This is a genomic window from Caldimonas brevitalea, assembly GCF_001017435.1.
Lineage (GTDB): Bacteria > Pseudomonadota > Gammaproteobacteria > Burkholderiales > Burkholderiaceae_C > Caldimonas > Caldimonas brevitalea.
The window spans coordinates 3,604,771-3,623,213 of record NZ_CP011371.1 but is presented as its reverse complement, the minus strand read 5'-3'; the positions used below and the strand labels follow the sequence as shown (position 1 = coordinate 3,623,213).

Annotated in this window: 13 protein-coding genes; 8 read left to right on the top strand and 5 right to left on the bottom strand. The window is 69.7% G+C overall.

The window, feature by feature from the left end; all coding sequences use genetic code 11:
* Positions 1–14: 14 nt before the first annotated feature.
* The gene (locus tag AAW51_RS15455; RefSeq protein ID WP_047195318.1) at positions 15–1,106 is read right to left on the bottom strand and encodes a saccharopine dehydrogenase family protein; all 1,092 of its coding nucleotides are present in this window, start codon (positions 1,104–1,106) and stop codon (positions 15–17) included.
* Between the two features lie 157 nt (positions 1,107–1,263).
* Between AAW51_RS15455 and AAW51_RS15450 the strand changes: the two genes are divergently transcribed.
* The 4 genes from AAW51_RS15450 (at position 1,264) to AAW51_RS15435 (ending at position 5,289) form a co-directional block, all read left to right on the top strand.
* The gene (locus tag AAW51_RS15450) at positions 1,264–1,740 is read left to right on the top strand and encodes an Lrp/AsnC family transcriptional regulator (protein ID WP_047195317.1); all 477 of its coding nucleotides are present in this window, start codon (positions 1,264–1,266) and stop codon (positions 1,738–1,740) included.
* Positions 1,741–1,829: 89 nt separating this feature from the next.
* Positions 1,830–2,423 carry a hemerythrin domain-containing protein gene (locus tag AAW51_RS15445; RefSeq protein WP_047195316.1) on the top strand — a complete coding sequence of 198 codons (594 nt, stop codon included), beginning with the start codon at positions 1,830–1,832 and terminating at the stop codon, positions 2,421–2,423.
* A gap of 134 nt (positions 2,424–2,557) precedes the next feature.
* A complete protein-coding gene (locus tag AAW51_RS15440) occupies positions 2,558–2,887 on the top strand; it encodes a DUF3072 domain-containing protein (RefSeq protein ID WP_083438324.1) in 330 nt (109 codons plus the stop codon).
* A 788-nt stretch (positions 2,888–3,675) separates the two neighbouring features.
* On the top strand, positions 3,676–5,289 hold the full coding sequence (locus AAW51_RS15435; protein WP_047195315.1) for an alkaline phosphatase family protein: 1,614 nt from the start codon (positions 3,676–3,678) through the stop codon (positions 5,287–5,289).
* A 194-nt stretch (positions 5,290–5,483) separates the two neighbouring features.
* On the opposite strand, the gene AAW51_RS15430 is transcribed toward AAW51_RS15435, so the two are convergent.
* The gene (locus tag AAW51_RS15430; RefSeq protein WP_047195314.1) at positions 5,484–6,299 is read right to left on the bottom strand and encodes a right-handed parallel beta-helix repeat-containing protein; all 816 of its coding nucleotides are present in this window, start codon (positions 6,297–6,299) and stop codon (positions 5,484–5,486) included.
* 288 nt (positions 6,300–6,587) lie between these two features.
* Here AAW51_RS15430 and AAW51_RS15425 point away from each other — a divergent pair, with 288 nt between their 5' ends.
* A complete protein-coding gene (locus tag AAW51_RS15425; RefSeq protein ID WP_047195313.1) occupies positions 6,588–7,262 on the top strand; it encodes an NF038120 family PEP-CTERM protein in 675 nt (224 codons plus the stop codon).
* Between the two features lie 16 nt (positions 7,263–7,278).
* The gene (locus AAW51_RS31190; protein WP_047195312.1) at positions 7,279–10,323 is read left to right on the top strand and encodes a S8 family peptidase; all 3,045 of its coding nucleotides are present in this window, start codon (positions 7,279–7,281) and stop codon (positions 10,321–10,323) included.
* Positions 10,324–10,395: 72 nt separating this feature from the next.
* Here AAW51_RS31190 and AAW51_RS15415 read toward each other — a convergent pair whose 3' ends face one another.
* Positions 10,396–10,818, bottom strand: a complete 423-nt coding sequence (locus AAW51_RS15415; protein ID WP_047195311.1) for a hypothetical protein — start codon at positions 10,816–10,818, stop codon at positions 10,396–10,398.
* A 427-nt stretch (positions 10,819–11,245) separates the two neighbouring features.
* Between AAW51_RS15415 and AAW51_RS15410 the strand changes: the two genes are divergently transcribed.
* Entirely contained in the window at positions 11,246–12,235 is a 990-nt protein-coding gene (locus tag AAW51_RS15410; protein ID WP_047195310.1) for an SDR family oxidoreductase, read from the top strand.
* Positions 12,236–12,349: 114 nt separating this feature from the next.
* Positions 12,350–12,802 carry a ferritin-like domain-containing protein gene (locus AAW51_RS15405; RefSeq protein ID WP_047195309.1) on the top strand — a complete coding sequence of 151 codons (453 nt, stop codon included), beginning with the start codon at positions 12,350–12,352 and terminating at the stop codon, positions 12,800–12,802.
* Positions 12,803–12,911: 109 nt separating this feature from the next.
* Here AAW51_RS15405 and atzF read toward each other — a convergent pair whose 3' ends face one another.
* On the bottom strand, positions 12,912–14,741 hold the full coding sequence (gene atzF, locus AAW51_RS15400; protein WP_047195308.1) for an allophanate hydrolase: 1,830 nt from the start codon (positions 14,739–14,741) through the stop codon (positions 12,912–12,914).
* Complete coding sequence (gene uca, locus AAW51_RS15395; RefSeq protein ID WP_047195307.1) at positions 14,738–18,355, bottom strand: urea carboxylase; 3,618 nt, start codon at positions 18,353–18,355, stop codon at positions 14,738–14,740. The genes atzF and uca overlap by 4 nt, the downstream gene beginning before the upstream one ends.
* Between the last annotated feature and the right edge of the window lie 88 nt (positions 18,356–18,443).

The following is an 18,443-nucleotide window of genomic DNA, read 5'->3' as shown; positions in this document are numbered from 1 at the left end:
GAGGGCGGTCCGCGTCAGGCGATCGACTCGACGTGCCGCGATTGCTGATAGGCGCGGCCGAAACGGTTGGACAGGAAATCGGGCAGGGCCACCTGTTCCTGGCGGATGAAGCCGGCCTGGGGCAGGGCACCCTCGCGGAACAGGTCGACCACGGCGCACACGCCGGCGGCGGTGGTGATCTGGATCGCCGACAAGGGTGCATCCTCGCGACGGTCGGCAAAGATTTTGCGGGCGAACACCTCCTGCACCAGATGGCCACCGCGCAGGCCGCTCACGGTGACGAACACCAGCACCACGTCCTGCATGGTCGACGGCACCGCCTTGCGCAACAGGGTCTTCAGCGTGTCCTGTTCGTCCTTGAGTTGCAGTTCCTCCAGCAGCATCTTCATCAAGTCGCGGTGGCCGGGGTAGCGCACCGACTTGTAGTCCAGGCTCCGGACCCGGCCCTGCAGCGTCTCGCACAAGGTGCCGAGCCCGCCGGAGGTGTTGAAGGCTTCGTATTCGACACCGTCGAGCGAGAAGTGCTCCAGCCCTTCGAGCGGCAGCATCTCCAGGCAGCGGCCATCGCGTATCGCTTCACAGGGGTGGCAATACTCGTTGATGAGGCCGTCCACGCTCCACGTCAGGTTGTACTTCAGCGCGTTGGTCGGGAACGCGGGCAGCGCGCCGACACGCATCTTGACGTCGTGCAGTGTCTCGAACTGCTGGGTCAGGTGGTGGGCGACGATGCCGACGAAGCCTGGCGCGAGCCCGCACTGCGGCATGAAGGCGCTGCTGGCACCGTCCGCCAACTGCTTGATGGCGCGGGTCGCAGCGACATCCTCGGTCAAGTCGAAATAGTGGCAATCGACTTCGCGTGCCTGTGTGGCGGCGAGGATGGCGAGGTGATAGGGCAGGGCGTTGATGACGGCGTCGTGGCCGCGCAGGGCTGCCAGCAGCTGGCGTGGGTCGCCGGTGTCGGTGCAGAGCGTGGTGATGCCCGCGCCGAGCTTGGCCAATGCCGCTTCGCTCTTGTCCACCACCGTGACCTGGTAGTCGCCGCTGTCGTTGAGGAGGCGGGCGATGGTCTGCCCGATATGACCTGCCCCGAGTAGTGCCACGCGCATGTTGAGTCTCCGTATTTGATTCGAAGGCCGATGGGCCGCGGTCAGTCTAGAAAGCCGGCATGACGAATGAAAGCGGCAGTTTGTCGAAATCGGGGTGAGCTTCGGCGATATGTCGTCAGGTACGATACAGAACGTCGAACCACCGCCAGGTGAACCCATGCGCCGCACCGCTCCCCCACCGCCCGTCCGGCTGCCCGCCGTCAAAGACCAACTCGACCGCGACCTGCTGGCGCTGCTGCAGGCCAACGCGCGCGAAAGCACGGCCAATTTGGCCCGCAAGCTGGGCGTGGCCCGCACCACCGTGCTGGCGCGGCTGACCCGGCTGGAGCGCGACGGCGTGGTGGTGGGCTACACCGTGCGGCTGGGCCAGGACGTGGCCGACCGTGCGATTCACGCCTATGTGGGCATCACCACCGAGCCGAAGTCGGGCCGCGACGTGACACGGCGGCTGTCACGCTTGCCGGAGCTGCGCCAGCTCTGTTCGGTGAGCGGCGAGTTCGACTACATGGCGCAGCTGCGCGCCGATTCGATGGCCCGCCTCGACGCACTGCTCGACGAAATCGGCGAGATCGAGGGGGTACGCAAGACCACCACGTCGATCGTGCTGGCGGTGCGCACCGATCGCACCGGGTGACCACTGCCGCGCGCAGGGCGTGCGCGGCAGACAACGCCGCGGGAATGGCGCTTGCAAGCCTCCGGGGATCATCTTCGCCGAGACCCACGATGGCTGCCCTGATCCACAAGCTCTCCCCTAGCGTCACCGACCTGATCCGCATGGATCACAGCCATGTGCTGGAAACCTTTCATCAGTTCAGGCCCGGCACGCCGTCCGAGCGCAAGGCCGCCCTCGTCGACACCACCTGCCTTGCGCTCGAGATCCACACGCAGCTCGAGGAAGAAATCTTCTACCCCGCCTTGCAGGAGCTCGCGTCGGATGCCGTGGTGGTCGAGAAGAGCTTCCCCGAGCATGCCGAAGTGCGGCGTCTGATTGCACGGCTGCGCTCCATGCCTCCTTCGGCCGCCGACTATGACGCGACCTACCTGGAGCTGATGCGCGACGTGCTGCACCACGTGGCCGATGAAGAGACGACCTTGATTCCCGCTGCCGAACGTCTGCTGGCCGACCGCCTGCAGGAGCTGGGCAGCGAGATGACCCGCCGGCGCTTGCAACTGCTCGGGTCGCGTGTCGGCGAACTCGGCGCCAGCGGGCTTCGGTCTTTCCCAGAAGGGGCGATCGTGATGGCGGCTGGCGCGGTCGGCGCGAGCGCCTATATGTTCAGCAATGTCTGGTCGTCGTTGCGTGGCTTCCAGCGCTGAGCTGTCGGGCGCGCAGGCATAGCGCGTGCTGAACCGAGACGAGTGCCCTCGACGGGCGTGATCGACGACACCTTGCAGGGCCTGGCAGGCCCGCATCGCGAGAGCCCGCTGCCAAGGCGGGCACAGGAGTGAGCATGACCGACAAGCGTACGCAAGCCAGCGCGGACCAGAGCAACATGCAGAAGGACCCGGACGACTGGGTCACCGGCGACGAGCCGATGACCGGGGCGCAACGTTCCTATCTGAAGACCTTGTCCGAGGAGGCCAAACAACCGTTCGACGAGCACCTGACCAAGGCGCAGGCGTCACGCCGCATCGACGAGTTGCAGCAGATCACCGGGCGCGGCCAGGCGGCCGCCGAAACGGGTGAAGACCAGGACCCGGACGACGGCGACCACGTGTCGCAGGGTCACACTCAGCGCGGTGCGCCGTCGCGCGGCGCGCCGTCGTCGCGCAACGCTTGATGCGGCTGTAGCCGCGCCGTGCGACAGGAGCGGGCTGCCTGCCGCGCCCGGTCGGCGGCGTGTGCCAGCACCGATACCTAAAAGATTCAGCAATTCAATGCGATGACACGCGTCGGAAACTGCAAATACGCTGTTTCTCGGCCTGACATGAAGTAATTGTTTTACATCTGTGCAAGCCGTACGGCGGCGAAGCAGCGCAGGCTTCTTCGCCTGCGCGTCCGCCGTTTACCAGGCTCACCAGATATTTTGAATCTGAATTCGACCTGGTGAATTGCACAGTCGATTCCAGGTTCGCAGCCTATACCCTGAGTCGGCCGCCGTCCTCAAGCGCCGGCGCGGGTCCTGGCCCGGCTGATCCCTCGTTCAGGGGGTGGCCGTAAAAGCTGTCAGGTACTCGCCATCTTTCCTTGTGGGACATTGCCATCCAAGAAACAGCCGCCGGAATATCCCCCGCCGCGATCAGCATTATTGGGGTCTGCGCTATTTTCCCAATTTGCTGTTGTCGTTATCCGGCGGCTGTTTCCCTACATTGATTCCAAGCCCGGTCGGCCCAATACCAACCGGAGTTCCAAAGCATGACGGCCAAATCGCTCGATTTGGCCGGCGGAAGTTGCGAGGCATCCGATGGAGACAACGAGGAAACCCTCGTCCGCCCAAGTCCCCTGTGTGCGACCCACTGTCCCCATTCGCTCCCGCTGCATCGCGGTGTCCTGCCGCGGCAGAATGCAGCCGTCGCACGGCCACCCGGCGCGTGCCGGCCTTCACGGGCCCATCGCCTGACGCCCGCCATGCTGCCACGCACACTCTGGCTGCTGGTCGACGGCCTGTCGTTCGAACTGCTGCGCGCCTATACCAGCGCGCAACCTGACAGCACGATGGGGCGGTTGTGGCGCGAACAGCGCGTGCGTCCGCTGCTTCCGCTGGCACCGAATTGCCAGACGCCGCCGTCGCTGTTCACGATCTGGAGCGGGTGCCCGCCGGAGCGGCACGGCCTGACCGGCGCCGAGGTGCCGGTGGTCGCGGGTGGCGACCCCACCGCGTTCCGCAACGGCTTCGACGTCTGGCCGCGCGACGTGCCGATGGTCTGGGACCTGTATGCCGCCCGGGGCCAGACGGTGCGGACCTGCGCGGTCCCCTTCGTCGAACCCTTGCGCTTGTTCCCGCGGCTGTTGTCAGCCACTGAAGTGTTCTCGACGCCCCTTGCCGCGCCTGCGCTGCTGGCGCCGGGCCAGCGGCTGTCTTTGCCCGCCCTGCAACTCGACCTGCGCGTGCGCGGCGGCGCCGACGGCTTGCGCCTCGAAGATCCGCAGGGGCGGGTGGTGTGGGCGGCACGGCTGCATGGCCCCGTGTTGCCCTTGCCGCACGCGACCTGGGCCAAGGCCGGCGAATCACACCGGGCGCTTGCCCTGCAAACCGTGGTGATCGATGACCAGCCGCAACTGGTCTTCCTCGGCTACCACGCTGTCAAGGTGCACGGGCGCGACGCCGAGCGGCGCCGCATGCATGGCCGCGCGCGTCCCTATGTGGCCGCCAACCCGGGGCGGCTCTACCAGGAGCGCCGCCTCGGCGTGAGTCTGCGGGACGGCGGCACCGGCGCCGCCGAGACCTTGCTGGTCGCGCTGATGCGGCATGTGCACGACAGCTTCGCGAACGACATCCGCTGGGCGGTGGAGGGGCACGACGCCGACCTGACGGTCGGCTACTACCCGCTGATCAACCAGCTGTCGCACCAGATCCTCTGCCACGCGGTGCGGCCCGACGGCAGTTTCTCGGGCCCGCTGGCGCCCGCCTTCCTGCGCGTGATGGGCTGGCTCGACGAATGGATCACCAAGCTGCGGCGCAGCCTGCCCGACGACTGGCGCTTCGTGATCCATTCGGACCACGGCGTGGCGCCGGTGCACTGGGACTTGCATCCCAACCGGTATTTCCGCGACCGTGGCTGGCTGCAACGCAGCAGCGAAGGGCGCATCGACGCGCGCCGCTCGCTGGTGTTTTTCCACCCCGCCGAGAACGGCTTGCTGGTGTTTCACCGACAGCGGCTCCAGGAAGCCGGGCTCACGACAGCGAGCGTGGTCGAGGCCCTGGCCGACGCGGTGGCGTCGGCCGGCCTCAGCGGGCTCGGGGTGTTGCAGGGGGTGCCGGCGCCGTTCGGCGCCGAGTGGGAGTCGGGCCACTATCTTCAGAGCCCTGCGGGCGTGCGACCGCGCGCCGCCATCGACGCCGCGCTGGTGTGCCGCAGCCAGAGAGGCGGCGACCACACCGTCTATGCCGACCACCCGTGGTTGCGCGGCGCGCTGCTGGACGCCGGCCCTCAACCCTGGCTGGCCCCCGGGGCCGAGGCGCTGGCCCTGTCGGACCTGATGCCCCAGGTTCTCGAGCGGCGCAGCGCCGTGCCGGCGTGACGCACCGCCGCCGGCAGGGCGGGGCCGGGCAGGTACCGGCGTGTCTCCCCGGGGCCGCTGGCCACACAGCGCCGGTGCTGGTGACGAGCCGGGAGTGGCGTGCCGGCGACGCTCGCCTGGCCCTTCCGCGGCTTTTCCGTCGGGCCTCGCTCGCGCCGGCACCCACCGCGCCACTCGAGGCTGGTTCGGGCGAGTCAACGCTCCACGCGCGACTCGGCCTCGGGCGCCGCGCACAAGGCGGCGCCGCAGACATTGCCGCCCATGTTCACGCCGCCGTCGACGTCTGCCTGCTGGTTGGCCCGGAACGAGTTCTGGGCATACCCGCCGTCGCCGACGATGCGCAGGCCGACGTCGGTGTTGGTCGCGATGACGTTGCCGATCACGGCGCCGCCGTTGGCCGCGGTGACGCCGGTATGGTTCATCTGCACCGTGGAGTGCACCAGCGACGAGCGGTTGAGGCCGACGCCGATGAGGTTGGAGCTCGCCAGGCTGTCCTTGACCAGCCCGCTCGTCACGACAAAACCGGCCCGGTTGTGGCGGGCCCTCACACCCTCGACCGTACAGCCTTTGCAGTTGATGCCATCGCCACCCATGCCGTGGATCACGCCGTTGCGTACCGCCAATCCGCGCACCAGTCCGGTGGTGATGCCGGTGCCGGATTGGCCGCTGCAGCTGAAGTCGGCGCCGCTGCCTTCACAGGTGCTCGGGCCCGCAATCGAGAAACCACTGAGGTCGAGCGTCACATCGTCGGCCAGGATTTCGACGGCGTCGGTGTCGGCCGGCACCACGAGGTTCTCGGTCAGCCGGTAGCTGCCGGGGCGGCAGATCGTGATGGGGAAGCCGGGTTCGTCCCGGCAGCCGTTCGAGCCTGCAGGCAGCCCGCCGGCGGCGGCCAGCTTCTGATCGAGGTTGACCATGCCGTGCAGCAGCGGCACTGCGCAGCCCGACAGGGCCAGCGCGAGCATCGACGTCAGGGCGTAGGGGGCAAGGCGGAGTGTGCGCGAAGTCATCTGCCGATCTCCTTGAGGCAGGCAGAAAGCGGCAAGCGGCGTTCCCTCGGCGGAGGTGCGTGATGGCCGCCGCCGTTGCCCCTCCACGACGTCGACGGGGTGATGCGGCGATCGAATCGAGTGCCGGATGCCGCCGGTCTTTTGCTCGCTTTGTCCCTTGGTCCTCTTCTCCTTCGCATCCCCGCCGTGACGCCTGCGACGTCAATGGGTGTCGTCGTCCGCGCGCACGCTCAACCTGAAAGGTGATCCATGCCGAAGCAGCTTCCAGTTTCCAGGTGGTGCGCCACGATGCTGGCGACGTGCGCGGTGGCGTCGCTGGTGCCCGCGCAGGGCGCCGTGCTCGATTTCGAAGCCGGCCCGCCTGCCCTGTACGCCGATGGCAGCGGGTTCGAACAAGGTGAGTTCCGCTTCCGCGTCGAGGGCGACTTCGGGATGCTCGACACGGCGGCGGCCTGTGCCGACATCGTCTGTCCGAGCGGCAACGACACCCAGTTCTATGCCGGCCTCAACGACAGTTCGCTTTCGGTGCAGCGCGTGGACGGCGGCACCTTCAGCCTGTTGGGCTTCGACGCCGCCTTCGTGGCGCCGCTCGAGTTCAGCCCCGGCTCCAACGTGGGCCAGATCGTGGTGGAGGCGCTGGCGGCCGACGGCCGGAGGGTGTTCGGCGCCTGGGACGCCGGCAAGAGCGGAGCCGACGGCGCGTTCTCGTTTGCGCGTCACGCCGGCGACCGCTTTGCGGCCTTCGGCAACATCACGTCCTTCGATGTGTTTGCCTGCGTCTACGGCCCCGGTGGCGGCTGCTTCCGCCCGGCGCAAAACCTGGCGCAGTTTGCCCTCGACAACCTGCAGGTGGCCGCTGCGGTGCCAGAGCCGGGCAGCGCCGCATTGCTGGTGCTCGGCTGCGCCGCGAGCATGCTCATCGCCGGCCGCCGCCGCCGTGCCCCGGCGCCTGCCGCCCACTGACCGCGAGGAGCCCCTCATGTACCGACATCTCCTCGCCTTGGTGCTCGTGCTCGCCGGCGCTGCTGCCGCGGCACAACCAGCAGGCCGCAAGGCCTATATCGTGCAACTCAGCGGCCCGCCCGCAGCGACCTACAGCGGCGGCGTGGCCGGCCTGGCCGCCACGCGTGCCGCGCCGGGCGGCACTTTCCGTCTCGGCGCCCCTGGCGTGCGGGCCTACCTGTCGCATCTCGACACCCGCCGCAACCAGGTGCTGGCCGGTGTGGCCGGCGCCCAGGTGTTGCACCGCTACGGCGTGGCCTTCAACGGCTTTTCGGCGTTGCTCAGCGACGCCGACGTGCAAAAGCTGAAGGCCACGCCCGGGGTGCTCGCGGTCCGCCGCGACCTGCCGCGCAGCCTGGCCACCAGCCGCACGCCGATCTTTCTGGGCCTCAGCACCCCCGGCGGACTGTGGTCTCAGGTCGATGCAGCGTCACGCCCCCTGAAAGGCGAGGATGTCGTGGTCGGCGTCATCGACTCGGGCATCTGGCCCGAAGACCCCTCGTTCTCCGACAAGGTCGATGCGAACGGAGATCCGGTTTCCGCGCACCAGCCTGGCCGGGTGGTCTACGGCCCGCCGCCGGCCCGGTGGAGCGGCCGCTGCCAGAGCGGCCCGGGCTTCGGCCCCGAGCGCTGCAACCATAAGGTGATCGGCGCGCGCTATTTCGACGCGTCGTTCAAGGCCAGCGGCTTGCCGCTGCACTGGGCCGAGTACGAGTCGCCACGCGACCAGGACGGGCACGGCAGCCACACAGCGTCGATCGCGGCAGGCAACGCCGGTGTCGCCACCCGCGTCAACGGCACCGATACCGGACGCATTGCCGGCATGGCGCCCCGCGCCCGGCTGGCGATCTACAAAGCGTGCTGGAGCTGGCTCGACCTTGCGACCGACGAGGTCGTCGTCAACTGCTGGATCGGCGACAGCGTGGCCGCCATCGAGCAGGCGGTGGCCGACGGTGTGGACGTGATCAACTTCTCGATCGGCGGGTCGACCGACGACCTGCTCGATCCGGTCGAAGAGGCCTTCCTCAACGCCACCGCGGCTGGCGTGTTCGTCGCAACGGCCGGGGGGAACGAGGGGCCGGGCAATACCGTCTCGCACCCTGCGCCCTGGCTGACGACCGTCGCCGCCTCCACGCACGACCGGCGGCTGGTCGCGCCGGTGCAACTGGGCAACGGGGCGCGTTTGCAGGGGGCATCCCGCTCCTCCGGCGTGCCGAGCAAGCCCCTGGTGTTGTCGACTGCCGTGGCGCTGTACCCGCCGTTCGACGAGAGCAACCTCGACGCCCGGTTGTGTTTCCTCGATGCCCTCGATCCCGCCAAGGCCGCTGGCAAGATCATCGTCTGTGACCGCGGCACCAATGCGCGCGTCGAGAAAAGCGAGGAGGCGGCGCGGGTCGGCGCCGCAGGCATGATCTTGCTGAACGTCGAGCCGAGCGACCTCCTCGACGACCCGCATTTCGTGCCCACCGTCCACCTGCCGCACACCGACGCGGCCACGGTCCGTGGCTATGCGGTCAGCGCCGATGCCAGCGCCGCTCTCGGTGTCGCGACACAGGCGGAAGGTGTGGTCGCGCCGGTGGTCGCCGAGTTCTCGTCACGCGGGCCCAACCTCGCGACGCCCCTCATCGTCAAACCCGACCTGAGCGCACCCGGCGTCAACCTGCTCGCGGCCTTCGCCTGGCAGCCGGCCACGCAGGCGCAGCATGCTGCCGTCGTCGCCGGTACCCTCACGCCGCCGCCGGCCGCCGACTTCCTGTCCGGCACCTCGATGGCCTCGCCCCATGTCGCCGGTGTCGCCGCGCTGTTGAAGCAACGCCACCCGACCTGGTCGCCCGCGGCGATCAAGTCCGTCTTGCTGACGTCCGCCGGGCCGTTGCGCACACCCGAGGGGGGCGTGGACGGCGACCGTTGGGGTTATGGCGCCGGCCATCTCAACCCGCGGGCCGCCGCCGCGACATCGCTGGTGTACGAGGCCGGCCTCGCCGACTACGTCGGCTTTCTGTGCGGGCTCGATCTGCTGCCATCCGACGGCCCGAGGTGCAGCACAAGCCTCCCCATCGCGGCCCACAACCTGAACCTGCCGTCGCTCGGGGCCACGGTGGTGGGCCGCCTCGAGGTGCAGCGCGAGGTGCGCCACCTGGGCACTTCGCCGGCCACCTACGTCGCCGATGCCAAGCTGCCGGGTTTTGCCGTGGCGGTCGTACCGGCACAGCTGCAGCTCGCGCCGGGTGAGCGCGCGCGCTTCAAGGTGCAACTGCTGCGCACCTCGGCACCCTCCGGCGAGTGGCGCTTCGGCAGCTTGGTCTGGCGCAACGGGGCCGGGCAACAGGTGCTCAGCCCCATCGTCGCACGCGCCCTGACGCTCGACGCGCCGGCGTCGTTCGACGATACAAGGGCCACCGGCACCAAGGTGTTCAACGTCGCCACCGGCTACAGCGGCGTGCTCGAAACCGTGCCGCTGGGCCTCGTACCGGCCACGCGGCAGTCCGGTGTGGTGAGCAGCGGGGGAGTGACCTGCTTCGACGTGCCGGTGGCCACCGGCGCCCGGCATGCCCGCTTCGCGCTGTTCGACAGCGACAGCTCGGGTGGCGGCGCCGACGATCTCGACCTCGAGGTCTACCTGGACGAAGCCCTGGTCGGCATCAGTGCCGGTGCCACCGCCGACGAGGAAGTGCGCTTGAGCGACCCGGCGCCGGGGCAGTACAGCGCCTGTGTGGTCGGCTACGCACCGCAAGGGGGCCGTGCCAGCTTCACATTGTCGAGTTGGGTGGTCGGCCCGCAGTCCGGCACCGGCAGCTTGCGTGCGTCGGGTCCGCGCCATGTCCACCTCGGCGGCAACGCCTCGGTCGGCCTGGGTTGGTCGGTCGGGACCGGGCAGCGTTACCTGGGGGCGGTGTCGTTCCGTGACGGCCGTGGTACGGACCTCGGCACCACCGTGCTGTCGGTCGACACGCTCAGCACAACATCACGCTCACGCTCGGGCGGCGCCCGCAAGGCGAACGCGTTGTCCAAAAAACGCTGAGGGCGGCGGCAGCGCCGGGCCCGGCGGGCTGACCCGCCGGGTCACGGCGGTGCGTGGCGCAAGGGCCGCAGCTCAGTAGGCCGACGACGCTGCGCCCGATCCGCTGCGCAACACGCAGCGGCCTTCGGCGCAGCGCGCGCCGGGATCGGTCACCATCGAGCAGTTCGAGACCATGCCGCTCTCGCGCTGTTGCGCCCGGCGGGCGGTTTCGAGTTCGCGCGACAACGCTGTCAGTCGCGCGCCGTCGCTGCGGGCGGTCGACCAGGGCAGGTAACGCTCGGGGCCGCCGCAGGCCTTGGCGCCCATTGGCAGCGTGCGGCATTGTGCGTCGCTGGTGCAGGCGGCATCGCCCACGGCTGTTTCGATCTCTTGCCGCAAGGCCTGGGCCGAGCGCAGATCCGGCGGCGCGGCTGACGGGGTGGCGCTGCAGCCGGCCAGCAGCACCAGCAAGGGCCAGCAGAGCAGGGCGCGGCGACCTGCAGCACGTGCGGACACGCGAGGCGGCTTCGGATGTGTCATGGGCAGGCGGAGCAGTGAAACAAGGAACGCCACTATACGTCGGTCAGGCGGTCAGGCGGTCGGGCCGGGTCGCGCCGTGGCACACGTGCGCTTGATCAACCGCGCCGGTCCTCGTCTGCCGTGCGCAACGCAGGCCGGGCCGACACCAGGGGACACGGGCTCGCGGGCCGCCGGCAGGTAAGGCTTGCTGTCGAAACGCCGGCTCGGGCCCGCGCTCTGGCACGCCGCATGCGCCGGCGCCGCGGGAGCGCACGCATGCCGGCCATCGGCAGGGCAGGCGCAGGCGTTGCTGGGTGCTTGCCATGTCACCGCCTCAGCGTGGCGGCGTCGGCCAGGCTGTGCCCTCGTGCAGCTGTGTACCCGACGCCCCGCCCGGGTCTTGCGTCTCAACAGGGAGTTTGTCATGCATGCAGAAAACTTCACCGGCAAGGTCGTCGTCATCACCGGCGCGTCCAGCGGCATCGGCCGCGCCACGGCCCACGCCTTCGCGCGCGAGGGGGCCAACGTGGTCCTCGCCGCACGTCGTGAAGCCCTGCTGCAGGAGGCCGCCGAGGAATGCCGCGCCCTCGGTGGCACGGTGTTGACCGTGGTGGCCGACGTGACCCGTGAAGAGGATGTGGAACGCGTGGCGGCCGAAACCCTCGCGCGTTTCGGTCGCATCGACGTCTGGTTCAACAACGCCGGCGTCGGCGTGTTCGGTCGCTTCGAGGATGTGCCCAGCGATGCCTGGCGCCGGGTCATCGAGACCAATGTGTTCGGCTACATGTACGGCGCCAAGGCGGCCATGCGCCAATTCCGCACGCAGGGTCATGGGGTGCTGATCCAGAACGCCTCCATCGTCGGGCGTGTCGCCAAGCCCGACTCGACCGCCTACGCCACCAGCAAGTTCGCGGTACGCGGCTTCTCCGAAGCCTTGCGACAGGAGGTGCTCGACCAGCGCAACATCCACGTCTGCACCATCTTGCCCTCGGTGATCGACACACCGTTCTTCCATCATGCGGCCAACTACAGCCACCTGCGGGTGCGGGCTGCGCCGCCGGTCTACACGCCTGAGAAGGTGGCCGAGACCGTCGTCGGGTTGGTGCGGCGGCCGCAGGCCGAGGTGGTCATCGGCGGCGCGGGCAAGCTCGCGTCGCTGTTCAAGGGCTTGATCCCCGGCCCGATGACACGCATCACCGGGCGTGCCTTCAACTATGGCTTTCTGGCGCGAGAGCCGAGTGCCGTGACCAGCGGCGCGCTGTTCGAGCCGATGCAGGACCGCTGGGGCACGCGAGGGGGGTGGCGCAAGGGCCCCAACAACGGCGGCATGCCCCTGCTCGCGATGGCCCTGGTCGGACTGCCGCTGGCCGCCTTTGCTTACACCCGCTGGCGCCAGCAGCGGGCTCGCGGCTAGGGCCGGTTCACCCTATCCAGACCCTGGTCTGACTCGACCCTCCGGGACCGGCGCTTGCGGCGGCGGCGGCCCGGCCCAGCCTGACGTGTGACCAACGAATGCAAGGAGCACAGCATGAGCAACGACGATGTGATCGATGTCCTGAACAACCTGATCGAAACCTGCAAGGACGGCGAATACGGCTTCAACAGCTGCGCCGAACATTGCAAGTCACCCGAGCTGAAGGCGATCTTCACGTCGCGGGCGCAAGACTGCCGGCGCGGTGCCGACGAATTGCAGGCGCGGGTGGCGGCCTTGGGCGGCAAGCCGGACACCGGCGGCAGCGTCGCCGGCGCCCTGCACCGCGGCTGGGTCGCGACGCGTGACGCGCTGACCGGCCGCGACGACACCGCGATGCTGGAGGAATGCGAACGCGGCGAGGACGTCGCGCTGGCGAGCTACCGCAAGGCGCTGCAGAAGGACCTGCCGGTCGACCTGCGGGCATTGATCGAACGCCAGCTGCAGGGCGCCCAGCGCAACCACGACCAGGTCAAGGCGCTGCGCGACAGCTACAAGAAGCGCACCTGAGCGCTACGGGCGGCGCGGCCGGCTTCGGGGTCGGGATCTCGGGGTCGGCGCTCCCATCCCGGCGGCGCTGCCGGCAGGCGGGTGACACGACCCGCCAGCGCGCCGCCGCTCATGCAGCCTGTGACTGCAACCACGCCCGCCAGCCCCCGTATGCCGTGATGTCGGTGGCCCCCACGACGCCGGCAGGCTCACAGATGAAACCCGCCACGCTACGCCCGTCCGCCAGCACCGTGCGGCCGATGCCCAGCGGTGCCGGGATGCCGGCGACGAAGGAGCCGAAGGCGCTTGCCGGCAACTCCCACACCTCCACTTCGATCGCCGCGCCGCCGCGGTCGACCCGCACCAGCCCGGGCCGTTGCGGCGGCCCGCCGGCCAGTGCGTAGAAGCGGTAGCAGGCGGCGGTGGTGGTGCGCTCGACGAGGCGCGCGCCACGGGTGGTCAGTTGGTGGTGCAGGGGTTGGCCTTGCAGATGAGCGCCGCACACGGCCACCTGCACCTGGCCGGACGGCACCGCCGGCAGCGTCGTGTGCACCTTGGCCGGCAGCCTGTGCGCAGTCGCGCCCAGCCGCGTCTGCGCGCCTTCCGCCGAGGCCTGCCAGCGACGGCCCAGGTTCAACAGCGGCTGGTCCTGGTGTGCGGGGGCCGCGAAGGTGACACCGAAGGGCAGGCCGTCGGGGCGGAATCCGGCAGGCAGCGCGATGGCGGCCAGGTCGAGCAAGTTCATGAAGTTGGTGTAGAGGCCCAGGTCGCTGTTGCGGGCGACCGGCTCGGCCCACATCTGTTCGAGCGTTGGCAGCGTGCCGGCCGTCGGCGTCAACAGCACGTCCACCTGTCGCCACACCGGCTCGCAGCGCGCTTGCAGTTCGCGCAGCCGGTATTGCGCCGCAAAGGCGTCCGCGGCCAGGAGCTTGGCACCGCCCAGTGTGATCTCGCGGGTGACCGGGAAGACGGCGTCGGGCTGGCGGTCGATGAAATCGCGGATGGCCTGGTAGCGCTCCGCGACCCACGGGCCCTGGTACAGCAGCCGCGCGGTCTTGAAGAAGGGCTCGAAGTCGACGTCGACGATGTGGGCGCCCAGCGCGCGAGCCCGCTCGACCGCATCGGCAAACAGCGTCGCATAGGCCGTGTCGCCGAAGAATTCGAGCTGGCCGGGCCGTGGGATGCCCACGGTCCACGGCCGGCCGCTGCCGAAGTCGAAGCCATGCGGCTGTGCCGGGCGTGAATAGCCGTCTTCGGCATCCTGGCCCAGCGCCTGCGCATACACCTGTTGTGCGTCCGCGGCCGTGAGCGCGAAGATCGACACCGTGTCGAGCGAGCGGCAGGCCGGCACCACACCGCGCGTCGAGAGCAGGCCGCAGGTCGGCTTCAAGCCCACCAGGTGGTTGAAGGCGGCCGGCACCCGACCAGAGCCGGCGGTGTCGGTGCCGAGTGAAAAGCTGACCTGGCCGAGGGCCACCGCGACCGCCGAGCCCGAGCTGGAACCGCCCGAGACATGGCGGCGGTCGAAGGCATTGAGGCAGGCGCCGTAAGGCGAGCGCGTGCCGTTCAGGCCGGTGGCGAACTGGTCGAGGTTGGTCTTGCCGACGGCGATCGCACCCGCGTCGAGCAAACGTTGCACGACGAAGGCGCTGCGCTCGGGGGTGTAGGCAAACGCGGGGCAGCCGGCGGTGGTGGGCACACCGGCGAGGTCGATGTTGTCCTTGATCGCGAACGGCACGCCCCACAACGGCAGCGAGGCCGGGTCGAGCTGCTCCAGCTCACGGGCCCGCTGGCGCAGCTGGTCGGGCGCGATGCGGTGGACCCAGGCGTGGTGTGCATCGTCCCCGATGGCCTCGCAGACGCGCTCGACCACCTGGCTGGGCGTCAGCCGGGCGCTGCGATACGCCTGCTGCAGGGTCTCGATGTCGAGCGAGACGGGCGACAGTGCCGATGTGTTCATCGCGAACCCTCCGCTGTTTGCAACACCACGATGTCCTGGCCGGCCGAAACGCCGGCGCCTTCCCGACAGTCGACCCGCAGCACCTGTCCACCGCAAGGGGCGACGACGGCGAACTCCATCTTCATCGACTCCACGACCGCCAGGGTGTCGCCTTCGCGCACTTCGTCGCCGACACTCACCAGCACTTTCCAGATGCTGCCCGGCACTTGTGTCGCAACGGCCCGCGCGCCCGCCGGCAATTCACCCTGCGGTGCGACGGCCGATGCACCGGCCTCGTCGCCCACGTAGTCGGCCTGCCCGGCCTCGCGCCAGCGTTCCCGCTCGTCGTCGAAGGCCGCTTGCTGACGTGTCTTGAAGTCGGCGATGGCCTGCGCATGCTCGGCCAGAAAGGCCTGGTATTCGCGCAGGCTGAACTGACCCGGTTCGATGCGCAACGGGTAGCGCCCGGCGGGAAAGTCCTGTCGGATGCGCAGCAGTTCGGCCTCGCTGACCGGATAGAAGCGGATGCGGTCGAAAAAGCGCAGCAGCCAGGGCTTGCCGGCTTCGAAAGCGGGCGCCCCATTGCTCGCGTCGCGCCAGCGGTTCCACATCTGCAGCGTGCGGCCGACGAACTGGTAGCCGCCGGGCCCTTCCATGCCGTAGACACACAGGTAGGCGCCGCCGATGCCCACCGCGTTCTCGGGCGTCCAGGTGCGCGCCGGGTTGTACTTGGTCGTCACCAGCCGGTGGCGCGGGTCGACCGGCGTCGCCACCGGCGCGCCGAGGTAGACGTCGCCGAGGCCGAGCACCAAATAGCTGGCGTCGAACACGACACGCTGCACCTCGTCGATCGACGCCAGCCCGTTGATGCGGCGGATGAACTCGATGTTGCTCGGGCACCAGGGCGCATCGGGACGCACCGACTGCATGTACTTCTCGATCGCGACCCGGGTGGCGCTGTCGTCCCACGACAGCGGCAGGTGCACGGTGCGCGACGGCACCACCAGGTCGCCGGTATCCCCCAGGCCCTCGTCGGCCGCGAGCACAGCCTCGACCAGCCGGGGTTGCGGCAATCGGGCCGGGTCGAAATGCACCTGCAGCGAGCGGATGCCCGGCGTCATGTCGACGATGCCGGGCAGGGCGGTCGCCTGCAAGGCCTGCATCAGCCCATGCACCCGCAGCCGCAGTGCGATGTCGAGCTGCAGTTCGCCGATCTCGATCAGCAGGTAGCGGTCGCCTGCCTGGCGCACCACCAGCTCGGGCCGGTCGTCGGACCCGGCGCGCCGGGCCACGATGGGCGAGCCGAGCGTCGCCGCGGGGGTCAACGGCGCGAGGTCAGGCGCCTGCAGGCTGGCGATCCATCGTTCCTGCGCCTGTTGCCGTTGCGCGGCCTGCGCCAGGTCGACGCAGCAAAAGCGCACCGTGTCGCCGGGCCGCAGCTGCCCGAGCTTCCAACGTTCTGCCGCGATCACCACGGCCGGGCAGACAAAGCCGCCCAGGCTGGGGCCGTCCGGGCCGAGGATCACCGGCATGTCGCCGGTGAAGTCGATGGCGCCAATGGCGTAGGCGTTGTCGTGGATGTTGGACGGGTGCAGCCCGGCCTCGCCGCCGTCGTGCCGCGCCCATTCGGGTTTGGGCCCGATCAGGCGCAGCCCAGTGCGGCTGGAGTTGTAATGCACCTGCCAGTCGGTGGCGAAGAAGGTGGCAACGTCCCGGTCGGTGAAGAAATCGGGCGCGCCATGCGGGCCGTAGAGCACCCCGACCTCCCAATGGTGCCCGTGGACCGGGGTCGCTTCGGGGGGCAGGGCGTCGACCGGCTCGGCCTCGTATTCATCGGCCAGGTGCAGCAAGTCGCCAGCGCGCAAGGTGCGCCCGGCGTGGCCGCCGAACTGCCCCAGCGTGAAGGTGGACCGGCTGCCGAGGTAGCGGGGCAGGTCGAGTCCGCCGCGCAGGGCCAGATAGGTCCGCGCGCCGGCCGTGTCGATCGCGCCCAGCTTCAGCACGCTGCCGGCCTTCACCGGATGCGAGCGCCACAACGCCAGCGGCCGGCCGTCCAGCGTGGCCGGGATCGCCGCGCCGCACAGCGCGATCACGGCGTCGTGGTGAAAGCGCAGCGTCGGGCCGGCCAGCGTGCATTCGAGCGCGGCGGCCGTCGCGGCATTGCCGACCACGCGGTTGGCGAGGCGAAAGGCGAGATCGTCCATCGGCCCCGATGGCGGCACGCCCACGTCCCAATAGCCCTGGCGCCCGGGATGGTCCTGCACACTGGTCTGCACACCCGGCTCGAGCACCTCGATCGCGTTCGGCGCGTAGCGCACGTCGGCCAGCGTGCGGGTGACGACACGGCCTTGCGTGAACACCGGATCGGCGGCGACCGCGCGCAGGTAGCGCAGATTGGTCTCGATGCCGGCCAAGCGCGTTTGCGCGAGGGCTGCTTGCAGCCGGGCCACCGCGTCGTCGCGCGTCTCGCCGGTGACGATCAGCTTGGCGACCATCGGGTCGTAGTGGGGCGGCACTTCGCTGCCGGTGGCCACGGCCGTTTCGACGCGCACCTGGTCGGGAAACACCACCTCGGTCAACACACCCGCGCAGGGCTGGAAGTTGCGGGCCGGGTCTTCCGCGTACAGGCGCACCTGGATCGACGCGCCACGCGGCGCCGGCGCCTGCAAGGCCCAGCGCTCGCCGCGGGCCAGCCGCACCATCCACGCCACCAGGTCGAGCCCCGTGACTTGTTCGGTCACGCCGTGCTCGACCTGCAGCCGGGTGTTGACCTCGAGAAAGTAGAAGTCGCCCGTGTCGGCGTCGAGCACGAACTCCACCGTGCCGGCCGAGCGGTACACGACCGCACGGCCGAGCCGCACCGCGGCGTCGAGCAGCGCGGCACGCGTTTCGTCGGCGAGACCCGGCGCCGGGGTCTCCTCGATCACCTTCTGATGGCGACGCTGCGCCGAGCAGTCGCGCTCGCCGAGCGCGATCACGTCGCCGCGCCCGTCGCCGAACAGCTGCACCTCGATGTGACGCGCGCGTTCGACGAACTTCTCGAGATACAGCCCTGCGTCCTTGAAGTTGGCCCGTGCCAGCCGCTCGACGGCCTCGTAGGCGGCGGCCAGTTCGGCTTCGCTGCGGACCAGCCGCATGCCGATGCCGCCGCCGCCGGCGGTGCTCTTCAACATCACGGGGTAGCCGATGCGGGCAGCTTCGCCACACGCCTCGTCGACGTCGCGCAGCAAGGCGCTGCCGGGCAGCAGCGGCACGGCGTGACGCCGGGCCAGCTCGCGGGCAGTGTGCTTGAGGCCGAAGGCGCGCATCTGCCCTGGCGTCGGCCCGACGAAGGCGATGCCGGCAGCTTCGCAGCGTTCCGCGAAGTCGGCGTTCTCGGACAGAAAACCATAGCCGGGGTGGATCGCCCCGGCGCCGGTTTCCCGGGCCGCCGCAATGATGCGGTCGGCGTCGAGGTAGCTCTGGGCGGCCGGGGCCGGGCCGATGCAGACCGCCACATCGGCGAGCGCGACATGGGCCGCATCGGCATCGGCTTCGGAATACACGGCCACCGAGCGCAGCCCCATCTGCTTGAGCGTGCGGATGATGCGGCAGGCGATGACGCCGCGGTTGGCGATCAGGACGGTGTCGAACATGAGGAGAGGGTCCCTCGGTGGCGGGCCGTCCCGCCGGAGGTCGAAACGCGCCGCGGGTCGTCCCGCGGGCGGCGCAGGTGCGCGCGGT